The sequence below is a fragment of the Mycobacterium parmense genome (assembly GCF_010730575.1).
GTDB lineage: Bacteria > Actinomycetota > Actinomycetes > Mycobacteriales > Mycobacteriaceae > Mycobacterium > Mycobacterium parmense.
The window spans coordinates 3,325,009-3,351,659 of the sequence record NZ_AP022614.1; the positions used below are offsets into that span (position 1 = coordinate 3,325,009).

Consider the following 26,651-nt stretch of genomic DNA (forward strand, 5'->3'; position numbering starts at 1 on the left):
CAGCTGTCACTCTCAAGAAGAGTCGTAATCGGGGCGCGCGCGCCGTGCCCCCGAGCGCCCGCCGCCGGCGCCGGGCGTCATCGCCGGCTTCTTTCAGAGAGGCAACTACCGTGAAGCACCATCGGTCGGCCATGAACCTGGTGGCCGCGAGTGCACTACTGCTCGCGGGGTGCGACAGCGCCCACGCGACCCTGCCCTACACCGCCGGCGCCAAGGTGGACTGCGGCGGCAAGCCGGACCTGATCGCCAGCGGCTCAACCGCGCAGGCGAACGCGATGACGAGGTTCGTCGACGCCTACCGCAAGGCGTGCTCGGGTCAGAGCCTGGACTACACCGCCAACGGCTCGGGTGCCGGAATCAGCGACTTCCTGGCCGGCAAAACCGATTTCGGCGGATCGGACACGCCGTTATCCGGTGACCAGTACGCGGCCGCGAAGCGGCGATGCGGCGGTGCCGACGCGTGGGATCTTCCCGTGGTGTTCGGCCCGATGGCGATCACCTACAACCTCAGGGACGTGGACTCGCTGGTGCTGGACGCGCCCACGCTCGCCAAGATCTTCAACGGCACCATCACGCGCTGGGACGACCCGGCCCTCACCGCGCTCAACGCGTCCATGCCCGCGGAGGACATCCGGGTCATCTACCGCAGCGACGCGTCGGGCACGACCTACAACTTCCAGGCCTACCTGCAGGCCGCCTCCGGAGGCGTCTGGAATCAGGGCGCGGCGAAGACGTTCACCGGCGGTGTCGGCACCGCCGCCGCGGGCAACAACGGCACGGCGGCGTTGGTGAAGACCACCGAGGGTGCGATCAGTTACAACGAATTGTCGTTCGCGCTGCAGCAGGGCCTCTTTGCCGCCGAGATCAAGACCCCGGCCAGCCGGCGGGCGTTACGACCGGTGCGGATCGGCACCGACACGGTCGGCAAGACCATCACCGGCGCCAAGATCGTGGGCGCCGGCAACGACCTGGTGCTCGACCTCTCGTCGTTCTACAACCCCGCCTATCCCGACGTCTATCCGATCGTTATGGCGACCTACGAGATCGTGTGCTCGAAATATCCCGGCGCCGACCAGGGCAAGGCGGTCAAGGCCTTCCTCCAGGCGGCGATCGGTCCCGGCCAGGTCGACCTGAACAGGATCGGGTACATCCCGCTGTCGCCGGGCTTCCAGTCCAGGGTCTCGAACGCGGTCGACGCGATCACCTACCCCGGGGCGCCCGACCCCGGCTGATCGGCGTCTGACCGAAACTACTTCGCCTTCTTCCGGTCTCGTTGCCGCCACCAGGCGACCAGGAACAACGACATCGCGACGACCAGCCCGATCAACACCCAGATCACCACGGCCTGGTCGATCCACGAGCCGAACGGTGGGCTGCCCGGAAGGATATTGCGCAGCGGGACGATCGCGAACAGCATGGCGGCGTACCACGTGATGAACGGTGGCAGGAAGGTGGTCCGGCCAAGCGCCATGGGAATGGCGACCCACAACGCCAGCGCGGGCAGGGCGAGGAGAACCAGGCAGATGCCGAAGTCGAAGACAAGCGGCCCCTTGGACCTGTGCAACGTGACCCGCACGTTGTCCTGCACGTCGGGAGGGTCGGCGGAATCGTGGATGCGGGTCACGACCGCGTCCCATCCGTCCAGCTTCCCGGTCACTTCGACTCGGGCGGAGGTCTTTTCGCGACTCTGGCCGGATCCCGTGAACACGTCGGACGCGATCTCGTCGGTGCTGTAGGAGTCGAAGGGCCAGTTCCCGGGGTCACCATGCGCCTCGATCGTGGTGCTGACCTGCGCGGGGGCCTTGCCCACCGGGTACTGCAGATCCCCCAGGTCGTTTTCGGGATACAACCGCACGGCCGCGTCGGTGGTCAGCACGCCGAAGTTCTTGTCGTACAACGAATCCTTAGGGTAGACAAGGACATTCACCGTGAGGCGGTTGGCGACGGTGTCCAGCTTCTCCAGGTGCACCTGCACGACGCTGTCCTCGGCCTCGATCTTGCTGAAGTCCACGGCGGGCAGCGCGGGCGCGGACCTGGCCAGCAGGTGCACCGCGATCAGGGAGAGCACGTAGATGACGATGACCGCCACCACGATTCCGAAAGCGATTGCTATGCGGGGTCCTCGCGACGCGGGCGGCGCGGGTGGCGCGGGCGGCGGCGGAGGCACAGCGGTCATCGAGGCATCACGGGGCCAGATGCTAGCAGCCGGGTGACCGTCTCCGGACGCAATTTGCTGCCGCGCCCAGCGTGTCCGCTGCGGCCCGTGCGACACGGTCGCGCGCCGGAACCCCGGAGGCAGCAGACTCAGTCGCGCGAGAACGCCAGTGCGAGTTCCTTTTCCACGTCTATGTAGGGCCGACCGGACACGTCGACGGTCACCCGCGCGATGGTGCCGCCGGTGAATCTGAACGGCGCCTTGTACCGGCTCGACACCGCCGAGCCGCCGTTGCGTCCGACGGTGATCCCGGCGCCGGCGAGCCCGAACGTCCCGGGGTGCGAGGTCACGTCGGCAAGCGCGCCGACCTCCCTGTCGTCGATGAACAGCGTGACGTCACCGAGCGGCGTGTGGCTGTTGGGAACGGTTCCCTTCAGCGCGTAACGAGCCCCGAACACGTGCCGGCCCAGCGGCACCGCGTCCGACGACGACACCAGCTGCTGGCGCTCCCCGAGGAAGTTGTACACGTAGTAGAGACGCCCGTCCTGAATGAAAAGGACGTGGCCCCCGTGCGCGCCGCCTTGTTTGAACAGCACACCTTCGGCTCCGGTGGTGTCGACGGTGACGTCGGCCAGCACCGCGAACGAGCGGCCGCGGATCTCCACCGCGGCACCGATGCCGACATCCGCACAGTCGGGGTAGTAGACGTAACTGTCCCGCTCGGTCACCAGATACGGGCGTTGCCTGGTCATGGTCTCGAAGATGTTGAGATCCGAAAGCGGTAGGCCGTTGAACTTGGCGGCCTCGGAGAACCACAGCGCCTTGAGTTCGTCGAGCTTGTCGGGATGCTCGGCGGCCAGGTCGTGGCACTGGCTGCGGTCGGCTTCGATGTGGAACAGTTCCCAGCGGTCGGCGTCGAAATGCCCCCAGCCGGCGGGCGTCGCCGCGTGCACGGTGTTGGCGAACCAGCCCTCATGCCAGATCCCGCGGGTACCCAACATGGTGTAGAACTGCGTCCGCTTGCCCGTGTCGGCGGCCGAATCCGTAAGCGCCACTTTGAAGCTCACGCCGTCCAGCGGCTGCTGGGCGATCCCCTTGACAGTGTCGGGCGGCGTCATGCCCAGCAGGTCGTAGACGGTCGGAGTGATGTCGCAGACGTTGACGTAGTTGTCGCGGACCTCGCCGTGCGCGGCAATCCCGTTGGGCCACGAGATGATTGCCGTGTCGGCGATTCCGCCCTCGTGTGAGGCGTAGCGCTTGTAGAGCTTGTACGGGGTGTTGAAGGCCATCGCCCACCCGATCGGGTAGTGGTTGTAGGTCTGCGGCCCGCCGAGCTGATCGAACAGCTTCATGCTCTCTTCGACGGTGTCGATGTAGCCGTTGAAGAACTTGCCCTCGTTCACCGATCCGTTCGGGCCGCCCTCGCCGCTGGCCCCGTTGTCGGAGATCACCACGATGATGGTGTCGTCCAGCTGCCCCGATTCCTCCAGGTAGTCCAGGATCCGGCCGATCTGGGCGTCTGTGTAGCTCTGGAAACCGGCGAACACCTCCGCCATCCTGCTGAACAGCTTCTTCTCTTCGCCGGTCAGTGAGTCCCAGGGCCGCACCGTGTCCTGCAGCGGCCACGGCTCGCCGTTGGGGCCCTTGACGTCCAGATAGGGATTGACCGGCGACAATTCGGTGTCCTGCGGCACGATGCCCATCGACTTCTGCTGCTCGAGCACGATCTCGCGGTACCGTTCGTAGCCCATGTCGAAGCGGCCCGCGTAGCGGTCCGCCCACTCTTTGAAGACGTGGTGCGGCGCGTGCCCCGCACCCGGGCATACATAGCTGAACCACGGCTTGTCGGGCGCGATCACCTTGGCGTCGCGGATGAATTCGATTGTCTTGTCGGCGAGATCCTTCGACAGGTGGTAGCCGTCTTCCGGCGTCGCGGGCGGGCTCACCGGGTGGTTGTCGTACACCAGGTCCGGGTACCACTGGTCGGTCTCCCCGCCCAGGAACCCGTAGAACCGTTCGAAGCCGCGCGACGTGGGCCAGTGCCTCTTGGTCGCGGCGAGGTTCGATTCTTCCAGCGGGGTCAGGTGCCACTTACCCAGGCAGTAGGTGTTGTAGCCGCGCTCGGCGAGCACCTCGGAGAGCAGCGCGGTCTCGGCGGGGATGCGCCCGTTCGAGTTCGGGAACCCCTCCGTGAACTCCTCGATCATCGCCATGCCGACGGTGGTGGCGTTGCGGCCGGTCAGCAGCGACGCCCTGGTCGGCGAGCACAGCGCGGTGGTGTGGAATTGCGACAGGCGCACACCGCGCTCGGCGATGCGTGTCATGGCCGGCATCTCGACCAGACCGCCGAAGCAGTCCCAGGTCGCGATGCCGGTGTCGTCCCAGACCAGATAGAGGATGTTCGGTGAGTTCGCGGGGGCGGTGGGCGCGGCGTACGGTCCCCAGTCGGGCTCCGAATCGCGGATATCGAGTTCGATCTTTCCGCCGAAACCGCCCGATGGGCCCGCATCACTCGCCATGGCAGCCTCACTCTCGTCGTGGCTTCATCTGCCGAACGTCGAGAGACTACACCCCCGAAGAGACGTCCGAGCGCTACCGGCGCCCGGGGCCCTGATTCGCCGCTACTTCGCCTTTTCGAGGATCTCGACGAGGCGCCAGCGCTTGGTCGCCGACGTGGGTCGTGTCTCCATCAGGGAGACGCGGTCACCGATGCCGGCGGTGCTGTTTTCGTCGTGCGCCTTGACCTTCTTGGTGGTGCGGATGATCTTGCCGTAGAGCGGGTGACGCACGCGGTCCTCGAGCTCGACCACGATGGTCTTCTGCATCTTGTCGCTCACCACGTAACCGATGCGCACCTTGCGGCGGCCGCGCGTCTTAGGCGTGCCCGGGGTGTTCTTGGGGCCCTTCTCCTTCGACGCGCCGTCGGTCGGGGCGGTCTTGCTGGCTGCCTTGGCTTCTGCCATCACGAATCCTTACCGTCAGGCCCGGATGCCAGGCCCAGTTCACGTTCACGCAGCACGGTGTACACCCGCGCGATTTCCTGACGCACCGTACGGAGCCGCCGGTTGTTGCTGAGCTGTCCCGTCGCCATCTGGAAGCGAAGGTTGAACAACTCCTCCTTGGATTCGCGCAGGCGCTCGGCCAGCTCCTCGTCGGTGAGCTCGCGCAGTTCGCCAGGCGAAATGCCCACTGCCATCAGAACTGTTCCTCTCGGGTCACGATGCGTGCCTTGATCGGCAGCTTGTGGATTGCGCGGGTCAGCGCGGCGCGGGCGATCTGCTCGTTGGGGTAGCTGAGCTCGAACAGCACGCGGCCGGGCTTGACGTTGACGACCCACCATTCGGGCGAACCTTTACCCGAACCCATCCGGGTCTCCGCCGGCTTCTTGGTCAACGGGCGGTCCGGGAAGACGTTGATCCAGACCTTGCCGCCACGCTTGATGTGCCGGTTGATCGCGATACGCGCCGACTCGATCTGCCGGTTGGTGACGTAGGCGTGCTCGAGGGCCTGGATGCCGTAGTCACCGAAGTTCACCGACGTGCCGCCGCTGGCGATGCCGCGCTGGCGGGGATGGTGCTGCTTTCGGTGCTTGACTCTGCGGGGAATCAACATGATTCAGCTCTCCGTGCTCTGCGTTTCCAGGGGCGGCGCAGCCTCGGCGGACGATCCGGCCGCGGCTTCCTCGCCGGCCGCGCGTCCTGCCTCGGTGCTGGTCGCCGTGGTGCCCGATGCCCCGCTGCGCCGCGGGCGCGTGCCCGACGGCCGTTCGCGGCGGGGACGGTCGGCGCCGGCCGGGGCGGCCGCCGCCAGTTCACGCTTGCCACCGACGATGTCGCCCTTGTAGATCCACACCTTCACGCCGATCCGGCCGAAGGTGGTCTTGGCCTCGTACAGGCCGTAGTCGATGTCGGCGCGCAGCGTGTGCAGCGGCACCCGGCCCTCGCGGTAGAACTCCGAGCGGCTCATCTCCGCGCCGCCGAGGCGGCCCGAGCACTGCACGCGGATGCCCTTGACGTTGGGCTGACGCATCGCCGACTGGATGGCTTTGCGCATCGCGCGGCGGAACGCCACGCGGTTGCTCAGCTGCTCGGCCACGCCCTGGGCCACCAACTGTGCCTGCGACTCCGGGTTTTTGACCTCGAGGATGTTCAGCTGGACCTGCTTGCCGGTCAGCTTCTCCAGGTCCGCACGGATGCGGTCGGCCTCGGTGCCGCGGCGCCCGATGACGATGCCGGGACGCGCGGTGTGGATGTCCACCCGGACCCGGTCGCGGGTGCGCTCGATCTCCACGTCGGCGATGCCGGCGCGCTCGAGACCGGTCGACAACAGCCGCCGGATCGCGACGTCTTCCTTGACGTACTCGGAGTACTGCTTGTCGGCGTACCACCGGGACTTCCAGTCGGTGGTGATGCCCAGCCGGAAGCCGTGCGGATTGATCTTCTGGCCCACTAGTCTGAGCCTCCCTTCGCTTCAGAAGTCTCAGGCGCCTTGGCTTCCGCCTTCGGGGAAGCCTTGGCGGCAGAGGCCTTCTTGGCCGCCGGCGCCTTGTTTGCGGGCGCCTTCTTCGCGGCGGCCTTGCTGGCCTCGGCACGGCGGGCCCTGGTCGACTTCGCCGACCGCTCGTCCTTGACCGGCCGGCTCTCCACCACGACGGTGATGTGGCTGGTGCGGCGGCGGATCCGGAACGCACGTCCCTGGGCGCGCGGGCGGATGCGCTTGGCGGTCGGCCCCTCGTCGGCATAGACCGTGGCGACCACGAGTGTCGAGGGGTCCAGGCCGTCGTTGTTCTGCGCGTTGGCCGCGGCGCTGGCGATCACCTTGGCCACCGGCTCGCTGGCGGCCTGCGGCGCCCAGCGCAGGATGTCGAGCGCGTCGGCCACCGACTTTCCACGCACCAGGTCGATGACCCGGCGCGCCTTGGTCGGCGACACCCGCACGAACCGTGCCTTGGCGACCGCAGACGGGAATTCGGTTGTCGTCATCGCCGTTTGGCCTTCCGGTCGTCCTTGATGTGCCCCTTGAAGGTGCGCGTCGGCGCGAACTCTCCGAGCTTGTGACCGACCATCGACTCGGTGACGAACACCGGGACGTGCTTGCGTCCGTCGTGCACGGCAAAGGTGTGGCCGATGAAGTCCGGGATGATCGTCGACCGGCGCGACCAGGTCTTGATGACCTGCTTGCTGTTCTTCTCGTTCTGGACGTCGACCTTCTTCAACAGGTGGTCGTCGACGAACGGGCCCTTCTTCAGGCTGCGTGGCATGAGCTCTTTACTCCTGGTCCTGGACTGCCTCAGCGACCGTGCTTCTTGCCGGTGCGCCGGCGCCGGACGATGAGTTTGTTGCTTGCCTTGTTCGGCTTGCGGGTGCGGCCCTCGGGCTTGCCCCACGGGCTGACCGGGTGGCGGCCACCCGAGGTCTTGCCCTCACCACCGCCGTGCGGGTGGTCCACCGGGTTCATGACCACACCGCGGACGGTCGGGCGCTTGCCCTTCCACCGCATACGGCCGGCCTTGCCCCAGTTGATGTTCGCCTGCTCGGCGTTGCCGACCTCGCCGACCGTTGCGCGGCAGCGCACGTCGACGCGGCGAATCTCGCCACTGGGCATGCGCAGCGACGCGTAGCTGGCTTCCTTGCCGAGCAGCTGGATGCTCGACCCGGCCGAGCGCGCCAGCTTTGCGCCACCGCCCGGCCGCAGCTCCACGGCGTGCACGAGCGTACCGGCCGGGATGTTGCGCAACGGCAGGTTGTTGCCGGGCTTGATGTCCGCGTTGGGGCCCGACTCGACCACATCACCCTGCGAAAGTCCCTGCGGCGCAAGGATGTAGCGCTTCTCGCCGTCCAGAAAATGGAGCAGGGCGATGTTGGCCGTGCGGTTCGGGTCGTACTCGATGTGCGCGACCTTGGCGTTGACGCCGTCTTTGTCGTTGCGGCGGAAGTCGACCAACCGGTAGGCGCGCTTGTGGCCGCCGCCCTTGTGGCGGGTGGTGATCCGGCCGTGCGCGTTACGCCCGCCATGGCCGTGAAGCGGGCGCACCAACGACTTCTCCGGCTCCGACCGGGTGATCTCGGCGAAGTCGGACACGCTGGAGCCGCGGCGGCCCGGGGTCGTCGGCTTGTACTTGCGGATTGCCATGTCTAATCAGGTCTCTCTCTCGCGCGGCTAGGCCGGCGCTCCGAACAGATCGATCGGCTTGCTGCCCGGCGCCAGGGTGACGATGGCGCGCTTGGTGCTCTTGCGCTTCCCGAACCCGGTCCGGGTCCGCTTGCGCTTGCCCTGCCGGTTCGCGGTGTTCACCGACGCGACCTTGACGGAGAAGATCTTCTCGATCGCGATCTTGATCTGCGTCTTGTTCGAATCGGGGTGAACCACGAACGTGTACACGTTGTCGTCGAGCAATCCGTAGGACTTCTCGGAGATGACCGGCGCCAGGATGATGTCGCGGGGGTCAGCGATGGTCGCCATCAGGCCGAAACCTCCTCGGCAGTAGTCGGCGTTGCCGCCGCGATGTAGGCGTTGAGGGCCTCGACGCTGAACACCACGTCGTCAGAGCGCAGCACGTCGTAGGTGTTGAGCTGGTCGGGCGCCAGGATGTGCACGCCGGGCAGGTTCCGCACGCTCTTGGTGCCCGCCTCGTCGCTGCGGCCGATGACCACCAGGACCTGCTTGCGGTCGGTCAGGCTGGCCAGGAACGTCTTGGCGCTCTTGGTGGACGGGGTCTGGCCCGACACCAGCTCGGTGACCGCGTGGATGCGTCCGTTGCGAGCCCGGTCGGACAGCGCACCGCGCAACGCCGCGGCGATCATCTTCTTCGGCGTGCGCTGGCTGTAGTCGCGCGGCTGCGGGCCGTGCACGACGCCACCACCGGTGAACTGCGGGGCTCGCGTCGAGCCCTGCCGCGCGCGGCCGGTTCCCTTCTGCCGGTACGGCTTGCGGCCACCGCCGCTCACCGCGCCGCGAGTCTTCGTCGCGTGCGTGCCCTGGCGGGCCGCCGCGCGCTGCGCGGTGACGACCTGGTGCATCAGCGCCACGTTGGCCGGCGCGTCGAACAGCGCGGCCGGCAGCTCGATGGAGCCGCCGCCCTTGCCATCCGGCGTCTTGACGTCAATCTTTAGAGCTGCCATTACTTCTCACCTCGTTTGACCGCGCTGCGGACCACCACGAGTCCACCGGTGCGGCCGGGGACCGCGCCTTTGATGAGCAGCACGCCGTTCTCGGTATCGACCTTGTGCACCAACAGGTTCTGGACGGTCACCCGGTCGTTGCCCATCCGGCCCGCCATCCGCGTGCCCTTGAACACCCGGGCGGGAGTCGCGCAGCCACCGATGGAGCCCGGGCGCCGGTGCACCGCCTGGGCGCCGTGGCTGGCGCCCTGGCCGCGAAAACCGTGGCGCTTCATGGTGCCGGCGAAGCCCTTCCCCTTGGAGGTGCCGGTCACGTCGACGTAGGTGCCGTCGGCGAAGATCTCCGCCGTCAGCTCCTGACCGACCTCGTATTCGGCCGCGGCGTCGGGGTTCTCCAGCCGAAGCTCGGCCAGAAACCGGCGCGGGTTGACGCCCGCCGCGGTGTACTGACCGGTCACCGGCTTGTTGACCTTGCGCGGGCTGATCTCTCCGTACGCGAGCTGCACGGCGCTGTAGCCGTCGCGCTCCGGGGTGCGGATGCGGGTCACCACGTTGGGGCCGGCCTTGACGACCGTCACCGGGACCACCCGGTTGTTCTCGTCGAACACCTGCGTCATGCCCAGCTTGGTACCCAGAATGCCTTTTCTTGCCATGAGTCCACCAAGCTCCTACTGGATGTTGACGTCGACGCTGGCCGGAAGGTCGATACGCATCAGCGCGTCGACGGTCTTGGGCGTCGGGTCGAGGATGTCGATCAGCCGCTTGTGGGTGCGCATCTCGAAGTGCTCCCGCGAGTCCTTGTACTTGTGCGGAGAGCGGATGACGCAATACACGTTCTTCTCGGTCGGCAGCGGCACCGGCCCCACGACGCTGGCACCCGTGCGGACGACGGTCTCGACGATCTTGCGCGCCGACGCGTCGATTGCCTCATGGTCGTAGGCCTTGAGCCTGATGCGGATCTTCTGTCCCGCCACGCTTCTCCTACCCTCACTCCACTTGAAGTCCGATGTGTCGGACTGGTGCCTCCCGGCGCGCCGATTGACCCGGCCCGCCGTGGGGCCGATCGAGCGTCGCGCCGAATACTGCGCCGCTGTTTACCTGTCGTGGTCCACCGGCCCCCGCGCTCGGGTGTGTCACCCTCACGCAGCCTCGATCGCGGCTGAAATCAGTCGCGCTCCGAGGATGGGACCGGACGCGCCCGTTTGGGCGCTGGTCGTATGCCCGGCCAGGCGCAAACCCGGCTCGAGGCAACCTGAACAGTATGCCCTAGAACGTGGGTTTGACCAAATCTCCGGCGGAGCCGGCGCACCCGGTGCCACGCGACGATGTAGCGCCTGATCACGGGGGCGCCGCGGCGCCCGCCGGGCCCGTCGTACGCGGCCCCTTTTGCCCGTCGCCACGCGGCTCTGGGGAAGCTCAGGCACCCGCCGATTCGACGTTGGCCGCGCCGGCCCTGCCGCGCGCGCGCTGCACGTGCAGGAAGCCGTCGACGGCGGCGATCGCACACTCGCGGTAGTCGAAATCGGGAAGCGTCGACAGGCGCCCCAGCGCCAGCGGGCCGATGAGCAGGGCGATGGCGCGGGATCGGTCGACCTCACCGAGCTCGGCCGCTTCCGGGCTGTCGAAAAGGGCGTCGAACGGCGCCGCGTACTGCTGGGCGATGCGTTCCCGCAGCGTCGTGATGGCCGGGCTGCCGCCGGACCTTCCGTCGCGCGGCTCGGGCAAACCGTTGAGGTCGGGCCCGAGGGCCAGCCAGGACATCGCGGTCAGCGCCATCGGCGCCTCGGCGACGAATTCGGCCTGCGCCAGCACCATGGCGATCAGCCGGTCCCGCAGCGAGCCCTCGTCCGGCGGCATCGGCGACGGCGGGATCAGGCTGCCGAAAGCGGCCGCCAGCAGGTCGTTCCCGCTGGAGAAGTGGCGATACAACGTAGCCCTCGCCACATTGGCGGTCCGGGTGACGGCGTCGACCGTCACCGCACTCGGGCCCCCTGAGCGCAGCAGCGCGGCGGCGGCGTCGAGCAACCGGGCGCGAGACCGTGCGGGGCGGGGATCGGTGCCGTTGCCCGTGGCCTCCACGTTAATTGTGATCCACCTCCCTGTTTGGGGATGAGACTATCTGTCTATCTCCGAGACGAACAGTCTCGAAAGTCAACCGCCAGCTCGAGGAGGCGAAAGCTCGTGGTCGATACCCTTATCGGGCCTGACCAGCGTACCGACGCGGTGGTCAACGGTGGAAGCCGCCGAGCCCGCGCGTGGACCCTGACGATCGCCTGCATGGGTGTCGGCCTGGTCGTGGCCTCCATGACGGCCCTGAACACCGCGCTGGGCGACCTCGCGGTGGCGACCTCGGCGACGCAGTCGCAGCTGAACTGGATCGTCGACGGCTACACCGTGGCGCTGGCGTGTCTGCTGTTGCCCGCCGGCGCGATCGGCGACCGGTACGGCAGGCGGGGCGCGTTGCTCATCGGGCTGGTGGTGTTCTCCCTCGGCTCGGCGGCACCGGCGATGCTGCACGGCCCGGCCGAGATCATCGCCGGGCGGGCGGTGGCCGGGGTCGGTGCCGCCTTCGTGATGCCCGCGACGCTGTCGCTGCTGACCGTGGCCTACCCGAAAGAAGACCGGGTGAAGGCGGTCGGGATCTGGGCGGGCACGGCCGGCTCCGGCGCGGTCCTCGGCATGCTCGGATCCGGTCTGCTGCTTCGGTTCTCGGACTGGCACTCCATCTTCTGGTCCCTGGGCGCCGCGGGGCTGGCGATCTTCGCCCTGGCGTGCACGGTCGCCCCGTCCCGTGACGCCGACGCGCCGAGGATCGATTCGCTGGGGGCGGTCCTGATCGGGGTGGCCGTCGCGATCGCCGTGGCCGCCATCCTCGAGGCGCCCGACCGCGGCTGGGACGACCCCCTGGTGTGGGGCGGCCTCGTGGTGGGCGCCGTCTTCGCCGTCGTCTTCGGCGTCGTCCAGTACCGGCTCGCGGTGCGCGGGCGCCACCCGCTGCTGGACGTCCGGCTCTTCGGCGACCCGAATTTCGCCACCGGCGTGGCGACGATCGTCGTCCTGTTCGGCGCCACGTTCGGCTTCTTCTATCTGGGCATGCAGTACGTCCAGCAAATCATGGGCTACTCACCGCTGATGACGGCGGTGGCCTTCGGGCCGTTCATGGTGCCGCTGGGCATCTTCTCGGCGCTGTCGTTCTGGTACGTGCCCCGGCTCGGCCTGCGGCTGGTGCTGTTCGCGGGCATGCTGCTGATGGCCGTCGGCTTCGCCTGGATGCGGGTGCTCGACCTGCAGTCGACGTACGCCGACCTGGCCTGGCCCACCCTTGTTCTCAGCACCGGAATCGGATTCTGCACGGCGCCAACGACTTCGGCGATCATGGGGGCCGTTTCCGACGAGAAGCAGGGGGTGGCCTCCGCGGTCAACGACACGTCGCGCGAGATGGGCGGGGCGCTGGGGATCGCGGTGGCCGGGTCCATCCTGGCCGGGCGTTATTCGCACGAGCTCACTCCCCGGCTGGCGGCGTTCCCCGAGCCGGTCCGCGGCCCGGCGGCCGACTCGCTGGCCAAGGCGGTGCAGGTGGCCGGCAAACTCGGCCCGCGGGGCGGCCAACTGGCGGAGATCAGTAAAGCCGCCTTCCTGACGGCGCTGCACGCCTCGACGATGGTGATGGCGGTGCTCGTCGCCGTCGCCGCGGTCGCGATCGGGCTCTGGGCTCCCGGCCGGGGCGGTCGTCAGCTGCGGCCCGTGCGCCGCATGCTGGCCGGCGGCCGTCGTGACCGACTCGACAAACCACACTGACCAGCACCGCGGCGGCGAGGCGCGGCCGTCCCGGACGAAAGTTCACGGGTATGCCACTCAAAACGCTCCGGGGTACCGCGGCGGCACGTTACGATCGGCGACAGAGTCCGTCAGTGGGGAGTCGGGCTAACATCCGGCCTGCATAGGGGAATGCGGAATGTCATTTGTGATAGCGGCACCGGAGTACGTGGCGGCTGCCGCGTCCGACCTTGCCAATATCGCATCGACGCTGAGTTCCGCCAACTCCGCCGCCTCGGGCCCGGTGTCCAGCGTGTCCGCCCCGGGCGCCGACGAGGTGTCGGTGGTCATCGCGTCGCTGTTCGAGGCCCACTCGCAGATCTACCAGGCTTTGAGCGCGCAGGCGGCGGCCTTCCACACCCAATTCGTCCAGCTGATGAACAGCGGTGCGGCGGAGTACGCCATGACCGAGGCGGCCAACGCCTCCCCCCTGCAGACGGCCCAGCAGGGCGTGCTCAGCGTGGCCAACAACGCGTCCAGCCAGATCCAGTCGGTGCAGCCGCTCATGAGCACCGCGGCGGCGCCGGCCTCGGCCGCGGCCGCGGTGCCGTCGTCCATGGCCGGGCTGGCGAACACACCGGCGCCGGCCGCCTCGGTGGCGCCGCTGGCGACCGTTCCCCCGGCGTCGGTGGCCCCGGCGGCCCTCGCCGCCACGAACACTCCGGCCGCCGCCGCGCCCGCAGCGCTGGCGGGCACGCCCGTGACGCCCCTGCAGGCCGCCACGCCGGCCTACTCCGCGGCCGCCGAGGCCACACCGGTGGCGGCGTCCGCCGGCGCGCCGATCACGGCGGTCCCCGCCGAGGCGGCGGAAATCTCGCCGGCCTCCGCGACGACACCGCTGGCCGGCACCCCGATACCGCCGACTCAGACGGCGCAGGCCTCGACGGCGTCCTACCGCCCCGCGACGCCGGCCTATTCCACGTCGACGTCATCCGCCGAAGAGGAATCGGCGGCATCCTGGGCGACCCGGGGCTGACCCACTCTCAACGCACGAACTCGGCCGCCCGGTGCCCGAGCATCACGATGGTGGCGTGCGGACCGCGGCTGGTGATCACCGGCAGGACGGAGCCGTCGATCACCCATAGATTCTCCACACCGTGCACCCGGCACCGGTGGTCGACCACGGCCCGCGGGTCGTCCGCAGGGCCCATCGGTGTTGTGCCACAGAGGTGTTGCGACGTCGACCACGCAGGCTCTCCGAGATGTGTTGCTCCCGCGACCAATTCACGGGCCAATTCGCTGCCCTGGCGCAACGCCCTGATGTCGTCGGGCTCGCTGTCGTACCGGTGCTCGATCAACGGCGCCACGTCGGGATCCGCGGATACCAGCGTCATACGGCCCCGGGCCCGCGGCCGCATCAGCGCCACACCGAGGTGCGGCCAGTCGGGGCGGCCTCCCGAGCCGTCACCGGTCATGGCGACGAATCCACCGGTGTAGGGCCTGATCTCGAGGTCACCGGTCAGGAGAACGACCTCGAGGACAGGGCGGCCGGGAGCCACGGCCCAATCGGTCGGAAGCACCCACTCGGGGTGGTCGCTGAACGACGCACCCACCGGCAGCGGGGCGATCGGTTCTATATCGACGGCGCGCAGCATCCCGTGGCCACCCACGCCGGAGAGCATCAGCAGGTGTGCGGACTGGATCGCGCCGCCGCACAACACGATCCGATCGGCGGTCATGCTCGCCGACCCGTTCGGTCCGATCGCGTCGACCCCCACCGCGGTGGTGCCCGCAAAGCGCAGCCGGGACGCCCGTGTCTGCGAGAGCACCGTGAGGTTCGGCCGGCCCAGTGCCGGAATCAGGTATGCCGCACCGGATCCGATGCGGATTCCATCGACGATGTTCAGCGGCACCGAGCCGACCCCCGAATCAATCTGCGGCGCAGAGTCATTGACGTCGGCGATCCACTCGAAACCGGCGCGCTGGGCAGCGGCGATGAAACGCTCTGTGGTCCCGGTCATTTCGCGGGTCCTGCGCACCGCGATTGGACCGCTGTCGCCGTGGGCCGGACCGGTGAAATCGAGATCTGTCTCGATGGCACGGAAGCTCTCGAGCACCTCCGGCCATCCCCACCCGGGGATGGCCGGCTCGTCGAAGTCGCGCGGCAGGCCGCGGCAGAAGTATCCGCCGTTGACGGCACCCGAGCCGCCGATGGTCGCGCCGCGCACTATCGGCGCCCGGCGCGGCGGCCGATCGGTCAGCGTGGTCTGGTAGCGCCGAACCAGCGGGCTGCCGGCACCTATCGGCAGCTGTAAGCCGTTGGCGGTCCGGGCGAGCAACGCCGGATCGGCGAGCGCGGGCCCCGCCTCCAGCACCGTCACGGCACACCCGGGATCGGCGGAAAGGCGTTCGGCGACAACCGACCCGGCGCTGCCGGCACCGACGATCAGCACGTCGCTGTGCGAGGTGGCCCTACCCAAGGCGGATCAAGGTGTCGGCTAACTCCGGATCTGCGGCTTGAGCGCCCGAAGATTGCGCTCCCTGAACACACCCCACCACAACCCGAGCCCGTAGGCCAGGTCGTCGACACGCTTGAGCAGCAGATAGGTCAGCACACCGATCGGTTCGACGTCGTCGCAGGTGGCGTCGCGGCGGCGCAGCCAGTCCACCACGCCGTCCATCACGGCCGCGACGACAACGACCCGTCTGCAGTGGCGCGACATGGTCGCCGCGATCAGCGCCAGCGGCCAGTAATGCCGGCACAGGGCCGACGCCAGCTGCAGCGCCGCCGACCACAGCCCACGGGTGGCGATCGCGACCACGTCGTTCAGCGACGTGTCGGCGCCGCGCATCGCCCTGGCGATCCGGCCACCCGTGAGCACCGCGACCGCGATCGAGGCCACCTGGCCCAGGCTCGACCCCAGCGCAACCAGAATCCAGGTCATCAGCGCCCACCCGGAGATCACGACGGGTGCCGTCTTGTCCGGGTGACGCACCGACAACGGGGCGGCCGACCCACCGTAAAACGCTTTGCGCGCCAGCCAATCCCGCAGTTCGGTGCGGTGGTCGTGCGCGACCAGCGCGATCGGCTCGTAACGCAGCCGCGCGCCGGCCTCGATCAGTCGCCAGCACAGGTCGACGTCCTCGCCGGACTGCAACGTCTCGTCGAAGCCGCCAACGTTGCGGATGGCCGAGGAGCGGCAGACGATCGCCGCGCTGGGGACGTAGGACACCGTGCTGTGCGGCAGCACCGGCGCCTCGCGTTCCCCGAGGTCCAGCGACGAGTGCACCGCCTCGTAGCGCGCCACCACGTTCTCGCTGTGCGAGAGGCCGACGATGCGCGGCGCGACCAGGGCGACCGTGGGATCGCAGAAGTGACCGAGCAGCGCTTCCAGCCAGCCGCGGCGCGGTGCGACGTCGGAGTCCAGAAAGGCGACGAAGTCGGTCTTGCAGGCGGCGAGCCCGGTGTTGCGCGCGGCGGCCGGCCCCTTGCTGCGGTGGTGGTGCAGCACCTCGATGTCGCAGTGCGCCCCGACGAAGTCTTCCGGCTCGATGGGCGGTAACGACCCGTCGTCGACCACCACGACCCGCAACCCGCGCAGCGAACTCACCAGACGACGCACGCCGGAGATGTTGTTGCGCACGGGGATTACCACCGTCACGTCGCGATGCGACGGGCCACCGGCGGGCCGCGGATGAGCGACGGTGGCGTCCAGCAGGGTGCGCGCCAGCTGCGCGCTGAGGTCGTCGCGGACCTTCAGCCGGCCGTCGCTCAGCATGCCCTGGGCGGCCGGGGCCAGCTTCAGCAGGCGGGTCGGCGATCCGCCGAGCAGGGCCGAGCCGTCGCCGAGCACCCGCACGCGACGATCGACCTGGACGGCGAATCCGTCCGGCAGCCGAGGCTGGCTCATGTCAGCATCCCGTCGGCCCCGGGCATCCACCGGGCGACTCGACGGACGCATCCGTCCACCATCTCCCCCAGGATGCGTCTGCCCTCGGCGGCGGTCGCGGTGGTCGGGTCTCCCAACACACCCACGGGGCTGACCGCGGCCACTCCGCCGCGGCGCATGGACGGCAGCAACTCGGCCACGGGCACCCGGTTTCCGACGAGCCATCGGTCGGTCAGCACGTCGGTCGGCGAGATGTGCAGCAATAGCGACGTTTCGGTATGGCCGGCGTGGGCGTCGGCGCCGGCGACCACACAGGGGCACCATCCGGCGTCGCGCCCCTCGGAACGAAGCGTGGCCACCGCGACGTTCAGCGCGGCGGCGTTGCCGCCGTGGCCGTTGACAAAGACCAGGCGACCGGCCCAATCGGAGGCCGACCTGCCGTACTCCACCAACACAGCGGTGAGCGCCGCGGTGCCGATGGAGATCGTCCCGGGGAAACTCTGGTGCTCGCCGCTGGCGCCGTAGGCGATGGCCGGCGCCACCAGCCAGTCGTGCTCGAGGCGCGCGGCAACACCCCTGGCGACTGCGGTCGCGACCCGGGTGTCGGTGTCCAACGGCAGGTGGGGACCGTGTTGTTCGGTCGACCCCAGCGGGACCAAAATCGACGAGGAGCTGCGCGATAGCTGGCTCGACGTCGCAGCTCCCAATTCGCCGAGTACGGGCACTCGGTGATGGTAGGACGAATTCACCTGGCGTGCACCAATTGTTGAACCACGAAAACAAGTTTTTTTCCGGCGCGCCCAACGTGCGTCGAAATTAGTGACTCGTCCGTCACGGTTGCCACGCGTGTACCACGATTCAAGTGATGAATTCTCAGCAGTTTCGTCCAATTAGTCGGAAATTGCGTTACGCCCCCTCGACGCGAGGGACCCCGATCTCCTTGGCAAACCCGTCCGGCACCAGAATGTCGTCGGGGCTGAGGTCGTGGACGCTCGCATGCCCCAGTCCGATGAGCGCCGAGTCGATGCCCCCGCGCAGGATGTCGAGGACGTTCTCGACGCCGGCCTGCCCGCCCGCGGCGAGGCCCCACAGGTAGGCCCGGCCGATCATGACCGCCCGGGCCCCCAGCGCCACGGCCTTGACCACGTCACTGCCGCGCCGGATGCCGCCGTCCAGCAGCACCTCGACCTGATCCCCGACGGCTGCGGCCACCGCGGGCAGGGCGCGGATCGACGCGGGCGTGCCGTCCAGGTTGTTGCCGCCGTGGTTGGACACCGAGATCGCCGAAACGCCCGCGTCGACAGCCCTTTTGGCGTCGTCGACGCGCATGACGCCCTTCAGCATGAACGGGCCGCCCCACAGTTCGCGAAGCCAGGCGATGTCTTCCCAGGTCGGCGGGGGGGTGCCCATCCACTCGCCGTAGGCGGCGAAGAACGGCGGCCCCGGCTCGCCGCGGCGCCCCTGGTTGGGCACCCTCAGGTCCGGCGGCCGCAGCGTCTTGCCGAACTTCCACAGCCACCGCGGCCGGACGACCGCCTCCGGGGACAGCCGCAGGATGGTTCGCAGGTTCATCTCCTCGGGGATCTTCGGGCTGCCCCAGTCGCGGCCGTGCGAGAACGTCCAGTCGGTGGTGACGATGAGGCCGACGGCGCCGGCCTGGCGCGCCCGCTCCACCCGCTCGGCGATCGCGTCGCGCCCGCCGAGCCAGTACACCTGGAAGAAGACCTTGGGGTTGGCGGCGACGACCTCCTCGATCGGCTTGCTCGCGAACGAGGACAGCCCCATCGCCGTTCCCCGCGCGGCGGCGGCCCGCGCGACGGCCACCTCCCCGTCCGGATCGACGGCCTGAACCCCGGTCGGCGAGATGATCACCGGCATCGAAATGTCTTGTCCCATCACCGTCGTCGAGAGGTCACGCTTTTCCTGCGCGCCGATCACGTGGGGCGCGAAACCGAGTTCGGTGAATGCCTCGACGTTGTCGGCGACCGTAATTCCTCTTTCGCTCGCCGAAATGAGAGACGAATAGACCGACTTCGGCAGCCGCCGCTTGGCGAGTTGCTGGGCGATGTGAACCGTTTCGAACCACTCGGCCATGGCTACAGCGGGCTCTCGTTGCAAGGACGCGCCGGTGGCACCTCCGGCGGCCGGACCGACAGGGTCAGCGGGACCGGGCCGCGAGCCCCGCGCGAGTGGTCCGCCCGCGGCCGGGGCGTCTGCCGCTGCAGAGTCAGGGCCGAGGCGCTGTGCCCTTGCACGCACTCGGGATCAGGGCCGTCGATCGGCAGGCCGGTGAAGAACTTCGCCGCCATGCACCCGCCCCGGCAGCTGTCGTAGTGCCCGCAGCTGCCGCACGCTCCCGCGGACTGCGGCTCGCGCAACTCCCGGAACAGCGGAGCGTGCTTCCAGACGTTGGCGAAGCCGGTACCGAAGCCGGTGTCCGTCAAGACGTTTCCGGCCAGAAAACGGTCGTGGATGGCGAACGGGCAGGCGTACACGTCGCCCACCGGGTCGATCAGGCACACCACCCGGCCGGCCCCGCACATGTTGAGCCCGGCCAGGGCGCCGGACTCGCCGAGCGGGGACAAGTGGAAAAACGAGTCACCGGTGAGCACCCGCTCGCCGTTGGCGACCAGCCAGTCGTACAGCGCGACCTGTTGGTCGGCGGTGGGGTGGAGCTCGTCCCAGACGTCCGCGCCCCGGCCCGAGGGGCGCAGCCGGGTGATCCGCAGGGTCGCGCCGTAGCGCTCGGCCAGCGCGGCGAACTGGTCGAGCTGGTCGACGTTGTGCCGCGTGACGACGACGGAGATCTTCGCCCCGCCATTGGCGGAGAAGCCCGCATTAGCGAGGTTCTCCAGCGCGCGCACGGCCATCGCGAAGGAGCCGGGGCCACGGACCGCGTCATTGACCTCGGCGGTCGCCCCGTCCAGCGAGACCTGCACGTCGACGTAATCGCTCGCGGCCAGCCGGGCGGCGACCTCGGGCGTGATGCGGACCCCGTTGGTGGAGAACTTCACGCCGACGTGGTGGGCGGTGGCGTAGTCGACGAGCTCCCAGAAGTCCGGTCGCACAGTGGGTTCCCCGCCACCGATGTTGACGTAGAAGACCTGCATGCGTTCCAGCTCGTCGATGATGTCCATGCACTGGCGCGTGGACAACTCGCGGGGATCCCGCCTCCCCGAGGACGACAGGCAGTGCACGCAGGCCAGGTTGCACGCGTACGTCAATTCCCAGGTCAAGCAGATGGGCGCGTCCAGTCCGCGTTCGAACTGCTCGATGAGCCGGGGCACGGCTACGGCTGTCATCTATGCCTCCTGTGGCACCAGCATGTTGGATTCGGCGAGCACGCTCAGCGCGCGCAGGTAGGGGGCCTGGCCGGCGTCGTCGACTCCCGCTCCGCGGCACGCCGACCGGACGTCGGCGTGATCGCCCAGCGACTGCACCACTTCGAGGATCGTGCGGTTCTTCAAGAAGGACAGCTTGCGGGTGCCGAAATGGTAGAGCAGCGCGCCGAACGGCTCCGGCCGCACCGCCACCTGCGGATGCAGCCGCCAGCCGCGGTCGGGGTCGAACATGTCGGTCAGTAGACGCCGCACATTCCGTCGATGGAGACCTCTTCGACCAGGGTCTCGGTGACGAGTTCGGTGTCGGTCTCGTTCTCGCGGTCCATGAGCATTGCCTTTCGTCCAGGTGTCTCGACAATGAGGGGTGGTACTGGTCACAATCGTCGCCAAGAATATGGCATCGAGTGCCGAAATGGAAGGGCGGGGTCCGATGATGCCGCAGACGCGGGTGGGCCGACGCCGCTCGACCACGCCACAGCAGATCGCCGATGTCGCCATCAGCCTGTTCGCCGCGCGCGGGTTCGCCGATGTGAGCGTCGACGACGTCGCTCAGGCCGCCGGCATCTCCCGCCGCACCCTGTTCCGCTATTACGCGTCCAAGAACGCCATCCCGTGGGGCGATTTCGACACCCACCTCGCACACCTGCGCGACCTGCTCGCCGGCGTCGGCCCGGGAGAACCGCTTAGCGGTGCGCTGCGGTCGGCTTTGTTGGCGTTCAACACCTTTGACGAATCCGAGACCACCAGGCACCGTCGGCGCATGCGCGTCATCCTGCAGACCGCCGAACTGCAGGCCTATTCGATGACCATGTACGCCGGCTGGCGCGAGGTGATCGCGGGATTCGTCGCCGGCCGCACCGACCGCAAGACCACCGACCTGCTGCCCCAGACAGTGGCGTGGACGATGCTCGGGGTGGCGCTGAGCGCCTACGAGCACTGGCTGGGTGATGAATCCGTCCCGTTGCCGGTGGCCCTCGGCCAGGCGTTCGACGTCATCGGCAACGGCCTGGACAGCCTCGCCCCATGAACGAGCGGATGCTGTACAACCTGCGGTCGCAGGGCAGGTTCTGCGAGAAGTCCGGCTCGCCGATGTACGGCGAACTCCTCGAGCTGGTGGCGCGGGACGTCGAGGCCGGGGGCGTCTTCGCGGCGATACTGGCCGGCCACGAGGACGATTCCGCGCGCGACGCGGTGCCGCTGCGGTTGCTCGGCGGCCTGCACCGGTTGGCACTCGACGGCCGGGCGCCGCGTCTGCGCCGCTGGTATCCGAGCACCGGTGGCAGCTGGGATGCCGCGGCCGCCTGGCCGGACATCTTGCGGACCGCCGACGACCACGCCCAGACGCTGCGCGGGTCGCTCGACCAACCGCCGCAGACCAACGAGGTGGGCCGGTCGGCGGCGCTGGTCGGTGGTCTGCTGCGCATCAACGAATACGGTTTGCCGATAAGGCTATTCGAGATCGGATGTAGCGCGGGGCTCAACCTGCGGGCAGACCACTACCGGTACCTGTTCGCCGACCGCCAGTGGGGACATGCCGACTCACCGGTGACCATCGAGGACGCGTGGTACGGCGCGGTGGTGCCCGAGGGCGAGTTGCGGATCGCCGAACGGCGCGGCTACGACATCGCGCCCATCGACGTCACGCAGGCCGCCGGGGAGGTGGCGGCACTGAGCTACGTGTGGCCCGACCAGCAGGCTCGGATCGACCGGATGCGCGGCGCCGTCGCGGTGGCACACACCGTGCCGGCCCCGCTGGAGCGCCGAACCGCGGCCGACGCGGTCACCGGCCTGGCCCTGGCCGAGGGCGCGCTGACGGTGTTGTGGCACTCGATCACCTGGCAGTATCTCTCCGCCGCAGAACGAGTTACGGTGCGCGCCAGCGTGGAAGCGCTGGGCCGCAAGGCCGACGCTTCCTCGCCGTTCGCGCACCTGACGATGGAGCCCGCCCGCGACGGGCCCGGCACGCCGATCAGGTTTCTCGTGCGGGCCCGTCGCTGGCCCGGCGGGCGCCCCGAGGTTCTCGGGCAATGCCATCCTCACGGCCCACCGGTGCGGTGGCTTTGAGGACGCCTCAGCCGAGCATCTCCGAAACCGGTGCGCCGGCAGCGATCTTGGCGCGGACCTTCATGACCTTGCCCGGCATTCCGCCGCCGACCACCCCGACCAGCACCCCGTCGCGCTCGTAGTAGGCCAGGAACTTGCGGCCGTCGTCTTCGACAAGGTGGACGGTGTCGGTGGCCTCCGGCTCCCCGAGGCACTGGATCTTGACGTCGTACTGGTCGCTCCAGAAGTACGGGACCACCACGGCCGACGGCACGTCCTGGCCCAGCATGGCGGGCACAACGACCCGCGCCTGGTCGGCGACGTTGCTCCAATGTTCAACGCGCCCTTGATGTCCCGTCGCGTCGCGCCAGGACGCGACGTCGCCCAGCGCCCACACGCCCGGCGCACTGGTGCGTCCGACCTCGTCGCAGATCACCCCACCATCGACACTGTCGACTTCGATGCCGCTGCCGGCCAGCCACGCGGTCGCCGGGCGTGATCCGATGCCGACCACCACCAGGTCGGCCGGCAGCTCGGTCCCGTCGGTGAGCACCACGGTGTCGACGTGGTCGTGGCCGCGGACCTCGGTCACGCCGACGCCCAGGCGCACATCGACCCCCTCGGCGCGATGCAGACGCGCCACGAGTTCGCCGATCTGCTCGCCGAGGACCGAAGCCAGCGGCGTCGGTTGCGGCTCGACGAGCACGACGTCCACCCCCAGCTTGCGCAGGCTGGCGGCCACCTCGCAGCCGATGAAGCCCGCGCCGACCACGACAGCGTGCAGTGCGGCGGACGCGTGCTCGCGCAGCGCCATGCTCTCGTCGAACGACCGCAGCACCCGGATGCCCTCCAGATCCGGCAACGCGGGGATGCGGCGCGGCACCAGCCCGGTAGCGATGACGAGTTCGTCGTATCCGATCGCGGTTCCGTCGGCCAGCGTCACCGTCTGCGCCGCCGTGTCGAGCGCGGTGGCCGCCGAGCCCAGTCGCAGCGTGATGTCGTTCTGGTCGTACCACTCGCGCGGCTTGAGGAACACGTCGTCGACCTCTTTGCGCAGCACCTCCTTCGACAACGGCGGGCGGTCGTACGGCAGGTGCACCTCGTCGCTGACGATCGTGACGCGACCGGAGTACCCGGACCGGCGCAGTTGCTCGGCGGTCCGGGCGGCGGCCAGGCCGCCGCCGACGATCACAATTCCCCGTTCGAAGCCCCGCTCGAAGCCCCGTTCGAACCCCAGGTCAGAACCCTTACTGGTCACGTGGAGTTCATACACGATCGGCCGATCAGTACTTCAAGGCACCCTTGTCAACGTTGATCTGAGTGCCCGACAGCGTGCCGGAGCCATCGCCGGCGAGCCACACCACGACGTCGGAAACCTCGTCAGCCGACATGAAGCTCTTGGGTTGCAACGGCATTGGCGGGAAGCTGTGCACGAATGCGGGATGCTTGGCAAAGATCTCCATCATCGCGTCGGGCTCGATCATCGGGGTGTCCACCGAATAGGGGTGGATGGAGTTGACCCTGATGCCGTATTCGCCGAGCTCGATCGCCAGCGTGTTGGTCAGCGCGGTCAGTCCGTATTTGCTGGCCGAGTAGTGGCCGTTGCCCGGGGTGGCCTTGACGCCCGCCGCCGAGCTGACGACGACGATCGAGCCGCCGTTACCGGCCTCGATCATCGCGGGGATCGCGGCGCGCAGGGTGCGCCAGGTGCCGGTCAGGTTGATCCCGACGACGGTTTCCCACTGCTCGTCGGTGAGCTCCCAGACCCGCCCCCAGCCGAGCACTCCCGCGTTGGCCACCAGGATGTCGAGCCGGCCGAACTGTCCGATCCCGTCGGCCACCAGCTGCCGCAGCGCCGCATCGTCGCGGATGTCGGCCTCCCTGGCCAGCACCGCGCGGCCCTCGGCCTCCACCAGGCGGACCGTCTCCTTGAGGTCCTCGGGGGTGGCCGGAGTGTAGGTCACCCCGGCCGACGCCGGCCCGCAGAGATCCAGTGCGATGATGTCGGCACCCTCGCGGGCCAGCCGCACGGCGTGCGAACGCCCCTGCGCGCGGGCGGCACCGGTGATGAAGGCGACGCGTCCCTGCAGTGATCCTTGCCCGGCCACGTCGCGCCCCTTCCACCCGGCCCGTCAACGCAGCCAGGCTAGCAGTGAAACTGAAACGTGTTCTAACCAGCCCCGGCGGGTCAGATCTCGGCAATGATCTGCGCCCGCCGGCTGCTGTACTCCTGATCGGTCAGCGCCCCGCCGGCGCGCAGGGTCTCGAGCTCCTGAAGGCGCTGGGCGATCGACGGCTGCCCCGGGGCCGGGCCGGTGGGGGCGCCCGCGGCCGCCGGTTGCTGCTGCTGCACGGCGCGGCGCACCACCGCCTGGATCTGCTGACGCAGCGCGGGGTTGGACCGGATGTCGACCATCCGGTTGACCGGAACATTGTTGGCTTTGAGGATCTGCAGGATCTCCATCAGGGGGCCGGCCTGCCCGCTGAGATCGTAGGTCGTGTTGTCCTCGGCCACCGTGAACTGCGCGGGCACCAGGCCGTTGACCAATGCGCTTCGCTCCCAATCGATCCGGTACTCCTGCGTGGTCGGGTTGACCAGGACCACCAGCTTGCGCGCGGTGAGGTTGCCCAGCCGGGTGACGTTCGCGATCACCCGGTCCTGGCTGTCGAACGGCACGAAGCCGGGTCCGGAGATGTGCAGGTCCACCTTCACCAGCGGCTGCTCGTTGATCCGGGTGCCCGTCTCCGTCAGGCCGGTGATCTGCGCGAGCGCCAGCACGCCGTGCTGCTCGAGCTCGGCCGATTTGGCCGCCGACTTCGCACCGAAGTTGGTCAGCGCCAACGCGATCACCACGTCGGCGACGGTGATGAGCAGACCGACGTAGAGCATCCACTGCAGCAGGCTCCCGAGCCCGAGGGCAAAGTAGACGACCAGAAATATCGGGCCCACCAGCCCGCCGCACAGCAAAACGACCAATTGTGCCTTCAGGTAGCGCGCCAACACGGTGTTCTCCTCCGCTTGCACCGAAGTCCGTGTCAGAGTAGCGCTCGCAGCCCGGGCACAACAGCCCAATGCGCAAAGCCCGGACCACCGTGCGGCGGTCCGGGCTCTGGCTAACTCGCTGGAACTACTTGATGATCTTGACGACCCGGCCGGCGCCGACGGTGCGGCCACCCTCGCGGATCGCGAAGCGCAGGCCGTCGTCCATGGCGACGGGCTGGATCAGCTTCACCGAGATGTTGGTGTTGTCACCGGGCATCACCATTTCGGTGCCCTCCGGCAGCGTCACCACACCGGTCACGTCGGTGGTGCGGAAGTAGAACTGCGGGCGGTAGTTGTTGAAGAACGGCGTGTGCCGGCCGCCCTCGTCCTTGGACAGGATGTAGACCTGGCCCTCGAACTCGGTGTGCGGCGTGGTGGTGCCGGGCTTCGTGACGACCTGACCGCGCTCGACGTCCTCGCGCTTGATACCACGCAGCAGCAGCCCGACGTTGTCGCCGGCCTGCCCCTGGTCGAGCAGCTTGCGGAACATCTCCACACCGGTGACCGTGGTCTTGGTGGTGGTCGGGCGGATGCCGACGATCTCGACTTCCTCGTTCACGTTGACCACACCGCGCTCCACGCGACCGGTGACGACGGTGCCACGGCCGGTGATGGTGAAGACGTCCTCGACGGGCATCAGGAACGGCTTGTCGGTCTCGCGGACCGGGTCCGGGATCGACTCGTCGACGGCGTCCATGAGCTGCTCGACGGACTCGACCCACTTGGCGTCGCCCTCGAGCGCCTTGAGCGCCGACACCCGCACCACCGGGGCGTCCTCATCGAACTCCTGGGCGGCCAGCAGTTCGCGGACCTCCATCTCGACGAGCTCCAGCAGTTCCTCGTCGTCCACGGCGTCGGCCTTGTTCAGCGCGACCAGGATGTAGGGCACGCCGACCTGACGCGCGAGCAGCACGTGCTCGCGGGTCTGCGGCATCGGGCCGTCGGTGGCGGCGACCACCAGGATGGCGCCGTCCATCTGGGCGGCACCGGTGATCATGTTCTTGATGTAGTCGGCGTGGCCCGGGGCGTCGACGTGCGCGTAGTGGCGCTTCTCGGTCTGGTACTCCACGTGGGAGATGTTGATCGTGATGCCGCGCTGACGCTCCTCGGGCGCGTTGTCGATCTGGTCGAACGCGCGCGACTCGTTCAGGGTGGGGTACTTGTCGTGCAGGACCTTGGTGATCGCCGCGGTCAGTGTGGTCTTGCCGTGGTCAACGTGACCAATGGTCCCGATGTTGACGTGGGGCTTGGTCCTTTCAAACTTCGCCTTCGCCACTGTGGTGTCCTCCGACTTTGTTGGTG

At 68.7% G+C, this 26,651-nt stretch carries 30 protein-coding genes; 5 read left to right on the forward strand and 25 right to left on the reverse strand.

From position 1 onward, the window contains the following. Positions 1–110 precede the first annotated feature (110 nt). Positions 111–1,232: a phosphate ABC transporter substrate-binding protein PstS gene (pstS, locus tag G6N48_RS15315; RefSeq protein ID WP_139826030.1), complete on the forward strand. Its 1,122-nt coding sequence runs from the start codon at positions 111–113 to the stop codon at positions 1,230–1,232. Between the two features lie 17 nt (positions 1,233–1,249). On the opposite strand, the gene G6N48_RS15320 is transcribed toward pstS, so the two are convergent. The 14 genes from G6N48_RS15320 to G6N48_RS15385 form a co-directional block, all read right to left on the reverse strand. After that, complete coding sequence (locus G6N48_RS15320) at positions 1,250–2,176, reverse strand: DUF4436 domain-containing protein (protein ID WP_085271947.1); 927 nt, start codon at positions 2,174–2,176, stop codon at positions 1,250–1,252. Positions 2,177–2,304: 128 nt separating this feature from the next. Continuing rightward, complete coding sequence (locus G6N48_RS15325) at positions 2,305–4,674, reverse strand: arylsulfatase (protein ID WP_085271946.1); 2,370 nt, start codon at positions 4,672–4,674, stop codon at positions 2,305–2,307. Positions 4,675–4,776: 102 nt separating this feature from the next. Next, positions 4,777–5,118, reverse strand: a complete 342-nt coding sequence (gene rpsQ, locus G6N48_RS15330; protein ID WP_085271945.1) for a 30S ribosomal protein S17 — start codon at positions 5,116–5,118, stop codon at positions 4,777–4,779. Then, complete coding sequence (gene rpmC, locus G6N48_RS15335) at positions 5,118–5,351, reverse strand: 50S ribosomal protein L29 (RefSeq protein WP_085271944.1); 234 nt, start codon at positions 5,349–5,351, stop codon at positions 5,118–5,120. The genes rpsQ and rpmC overlap by 1 nt, the downstream gene beginning before the upstream one ends. Beyond that, on the reverse strand, positions 5,351–5,767 hold the full coding sequence (rplP, locus tag G6N48_RS15340; protein WP_085271943.1) for a 50S ribosomal protein L16: 417 nt from the start codon (positions 5,765–5,767) through the stop codon (positions 5,351–5,353). Before rplP ends, rpmC begins: the two co-directional genes overlap by 1 nt. Before the next feature lie 3 nt (positions 5,768–5,770). After that, a complete protein-coding gene (gene rpsC, locus G6N48_RS15345) occupies positions 5,771–6,604 on the reverse strand; it encodes a 30S ribosomal protein S3 (protein WP_085271942.1) in 834 nt (277 codons plus the stop codon). Beyond that, a complete protein-coding gene (gene rplV / locus G6N48_RS15350) occupies positions 6,604–7,137 on the reverse strand; it encodes a 50S ribosomal protein L22 (protein ID WP_085271941.1) in 534 nt (177 codons plus the stop codon). Before rplV ends, rpsC begins: the two co-directional genes overlap by 1 nt. Beyond that, positions 7,134–7,415, reverse strand: a complete 282-nt coding sequence (gene rpsS, locus G6N48_RS15355) for a 30S ribosomal protein S19 (RefSeq protein WP_019514048.1) — start codon at positions 7,413–7,415, stop codon at positions 7,134–7,136. The genes rplV and rpsS overlap by 4 nt, the downstream gene beginning before the upstream one ends. Positions 7,416–7,444: 29 nt before the next feature. Beyond that, positions 7,445–8,287, reverse strand: a complete 843-nt coding sequence (gene rplB / locus G6N48_RS15360; RefSeq protein ID WP_085271940.1) for a 50S ribosomal protein L2 — start codon at positions 8,285–8,287, stop codon at positions 7,445–7,447. A gap of 27 nt (positions 8,288–8,314) precedes the next feature. Further along, a complete protein-coding gene (gene rplW, locus G6N48_RS15365; RefSeq protein ID WP_085258076.1) occupies positions 8,315–8,617 on the reverse strand; it encodes a 50S ribosomal protein L23 in 303 nt (100 codons plus the stop codon). Then, complete coding sequence (gene rplD, locus G6N48_RS15370) at positions 8,617–9,276, reverse strand: 50S ribosomal protein L4 (RefSeq protein WP_085271939.1); 660 nt, start codon at positions 9,274–9,276, stop codon at positions 8,617–8,619. Before rplD ends, rplW begins: the two co-directional genes overlap by 1 nt. Further along, positions 9,276–9,929: a 50S ribosomal protein L3 gene (gene rplC / locus G6N48_RS15375; RefSeq protein WP_085271938.1), complete on the reverse strand. Its 654-nt coding sequence runs from the start codon at positions 9,927–9,929 to the stop codon at positions 9,276–9,278. The genes rplD and rplC overlap by 1 nt, the downstream gene beginning before the upstream one ends. A 15-nt stretch (positions 9,930–9,944) precedes the next feature. Further along, complete coding sequence (rpsJ, locus tag G6N48_RS15380) at positions 9,945–10,250, reverse strand: 30S ribosomal protein S10 (RefSeq protein ID WP_003873519.1); 306 nt, start codon at positions 10,248–10,250, stop codon at positions 9,945–9,947. A gap of 442 nt (positions 10,251–10,692) precedes the next feature. After that, positions 10,693–11,301 (reverse strand): TetR/AcrR family transcriptional regulator, encoded by a 609-nt coding sequence (locus tag G6N48_RS15385; RefSeq protein WP_264050398.1) that lies wholly within the window; start codon positions 11,299–11,301, stop codon positions 10,693–10,695. Between the two features lie 156 nt (positions 11,302–11,457). On the opposite strand from G6N48_RS15385, the gene G6N48_RS15390 reads away from it, so the two are divergent. Both G6N48_RS15390 and G6N48_RS15395 read left to right on the forward strand, forming a co-directional pair. Continuing rightward, on the forward strand, positions 11,458–13,074 hold the full coding sequence (locus G6N48_RS15390; protein WP_085271936.1) for an MFS transporter: 1,617 nt from the start codon (positions 11,458–11,460) through the stop codon (positions 13,072–13,074). A gap of 157 nt (positions 13,075–13,231) precedes the next feature. Further along, on the forward strand, positions 13,232–14,068 hold the full coding sequence (locus G6N48_RS15395; protein WP_085271935.1) for a PE family protein: 837 nt from the start codon (positions 13,232–13,234) through the stop codon (positions 14,066–14,068). 7 nt (positions 14,069–14,075) lie between these two features. On the opposite strand, the gene mftG is transcribed toward G6N48_RS15395, so the two are convergent. From mftG to mftA, 7 genes are all read right to left on the reverse strand, one after another. Then, positions 14,076–15,512: a mycofactocin dehydrogenase MftG gene (gene mftG / locus G6N48_RS15400; protein WP_139826029.1), complete on the reverse strand. Its 1,437-nt coding sequence runs from the start codon at positions 15,510–15,512 to the stop codon at positions 14,076–14,078. 18 nt (positions 15,513–15,530) lie between these two features. Next, positions 15,531–16,943 carry a mycofactocin biosynthesis glycosyltransferase MftF gene (gene mftF, locus G6N48_RS15405; RefSeq protein WP_085271933.1) on the reverse strand — a complete coding sequence of 471 codons (1,413 nt, stop codon included), beginning with the start codon at positions 16,941–16,943 and terminating at the stop codon, positions 15,531–15,533. Then, positions 16,940–17,671, reverse strand: coding sequence for a mycofactocin biosynthesis peptidyl-dipeptidase MftE (mftE, locus tag G6N48_RS15410; protein WP_085271932.1), 732 nt, complete (start codon positions 17,669–17,671; stop codon positions 16,940–16,942). Before mftE ends, mftF begins: the two co-directional genes overlap by 4 nt. Positions 17,672–17,828: 157 nt before the next feature. Beyond that, positions 17,829–19,016 (reverse strand): pre-mycofactocin synthase MftD, encoded by a 1,188-nt coding sequence (gene mftD, locus G6N48_RS15415; protein WP_085271931.1) that lies wholly within the window; start codon positions 19,014–19,016, stop codon positions 17,829–17,831. Between the two features lie 2 nt (positions 19,017–19,018). Beyond that, complete coding sequence (gene mftC, locus G6N48_RS15420) at positions 19,019–20,224, reverse strand: mycofactocin radical SAM maturase (RefSeq protein ID WP_085271930.1); 1,206 nt, start codon at positions 20,222–20,224, stop codon at positions 19,019–19,021. Beyond that, positions 20,225–20,494: a mycofactocin biosynthesis chaperone MftB gene (mftB, locus tag G6N48_RS15425; RefSeq protein WP_085271929.1), complete on the reverse strand. Its 270-nt coding sequence runs from the start codon at positions 20,492–20,494 to the stop codon at positions 20,225–20,227. Positions 20,495–20,499: 5 nt separating this feature from the next. Further along, positions 20,500–20,589, reverse strand: a complete 90-nt coding sequence (gene mftA, locus G6N48_RS15430; protein ID WP_083112842.1) for a mycofactocin precursor MftA — start codon at positions 20,587–20,589, stop codon at positions 20,500–20,502. A gap of 104 nt (positions 20,590–20,693) precedes the next feature. Between mftA and mftR the strand changes: the two genes are divergently transcribed. After that, positions 20,694–21,290 (forward strand): mycofactocin system transcriptional regulator, encoded by a 597-nt coding sequence (gene mftR / locus G6N48_RS15435; RefSeq protein ID WP_163670967.1) that lies wholly within the window; start codon positions 20,694–20,696, stop codon positions 21,288–21,290. Then, positions 21,287–22,327 carry a DUF2332 domain-containing protein gene (locus tag G6N48_RS15440; protein ID WP_085271928.1) on the forward strand — a complete coding sequence of 347 codons (1,041 nt, stop codon included), beginning with the start codon at positions 21,287–21,289 and terminating at the stop codon, positions 22,325–22,327. Before mftR ends, G6N48_RS15440 begins: the two co-directional genes overlap by 4 nt. Positions 22,328–22,334: 7 nt before the next feature. On the opposite strand, the gene G6N48_RS15445 is transcribed toward G6N48_RS15440, so the two are convergent. The 4 genes from G6N48_RS15445 to tuf all read right to left on the reverse strand — a co-directional run bounded on the left by G6N48_RS15445 (position 22,335) and on the right by tuf (position 26,625). Then, on the reverse strand, positions 22,335–23,543 hold the full coding sequence (locus G6N48_RS15445) for an NAD(P)/FAD-dependent oxidoreductase (protein ID WP_085272079.1): 1,209 nt from the start codon (positions 23,541–23,543) through the stop codon (positions 22,335–22,337). A 46-nt stretch (positions 23,544–23,589) separates the two neighbouring features. Continuing rightward, a complete protein-coding gene (locus G6N48_RS15450; protein ID WP_085271927.1) occupies positions 23,590–24,414 on the reverse strand; it encodes a mycofactocin-coupled SDR family oxidoreductase in 825 nt (274 codons plus the stop codon). Between the two features lie 80 nt (positions 24,415–24,494). Next, complete coding sequence (locus G6N48_RS15455; protein ID WP_085272078.1) at positions 24,495–25,310, reverse strand: SHOCT domain-containing protein; 816 nt, start codon at positions 25,308–25,310, stop codon at positions 24,495–24,497. Positions 25,311–25,434: 124 nt separating this feature from the next. Then, positions 25,435–26,625: an elongation factor Tu gene (gene tuf / locus G6N48_RS15460; protein WP_085271926.1), complete on the reverse strand. Its 1,191-nt coding sequence runs from the start codon at positions 26,623–26,625 to the stop codon at positions 25,435–25,437. Positions 26,626–26,651: the final 26 nt, after the last annotated feature.